1 pseudogene is annotated in these 220 nt (G+C 56.4%); it reads left to right on the forward strand.

Features of this window, described 5'->3' with window-relative positions:
* Window positions 1-220: pseudogene (locus FDX22_RS15740) on the forward strand (hypothetical protein); the annotation flags it as partial.

Below are 220 nucleotides of genomic sequence, written 5' to 3' on the forward strand. Positions count from 1 at the left end.
CACATCAGTTGCTGCTGTTTTATCCGGTAGTGGTAAACGCCGTGATGCTGTCGGTTTTTGGCGGATCGCTTTGGTCCGCGATGCCCATTGTTGAACGCCTGGCGCGGCTGCGCGACCCAAATCTGCCCGAGGCAGGAGTACGCTACACACGCCGTGTGACACAAATCTGGTGCGCCTTTTTCATCATCAACGGCAGCGTTGCGCTCTTTACCGCACTGAA

The sequence above is a fragment of the Citrobacter sp. TBCS-14 genome (genome assembly GCF_005280805.1).
Taxonomy (GTDB): Bacteria; Pseudomonadota; Gammaproteobacteria; order Enterobacterales; family Enterobacteriaceae; genus Citrobacter; species Citrobacter gillenii.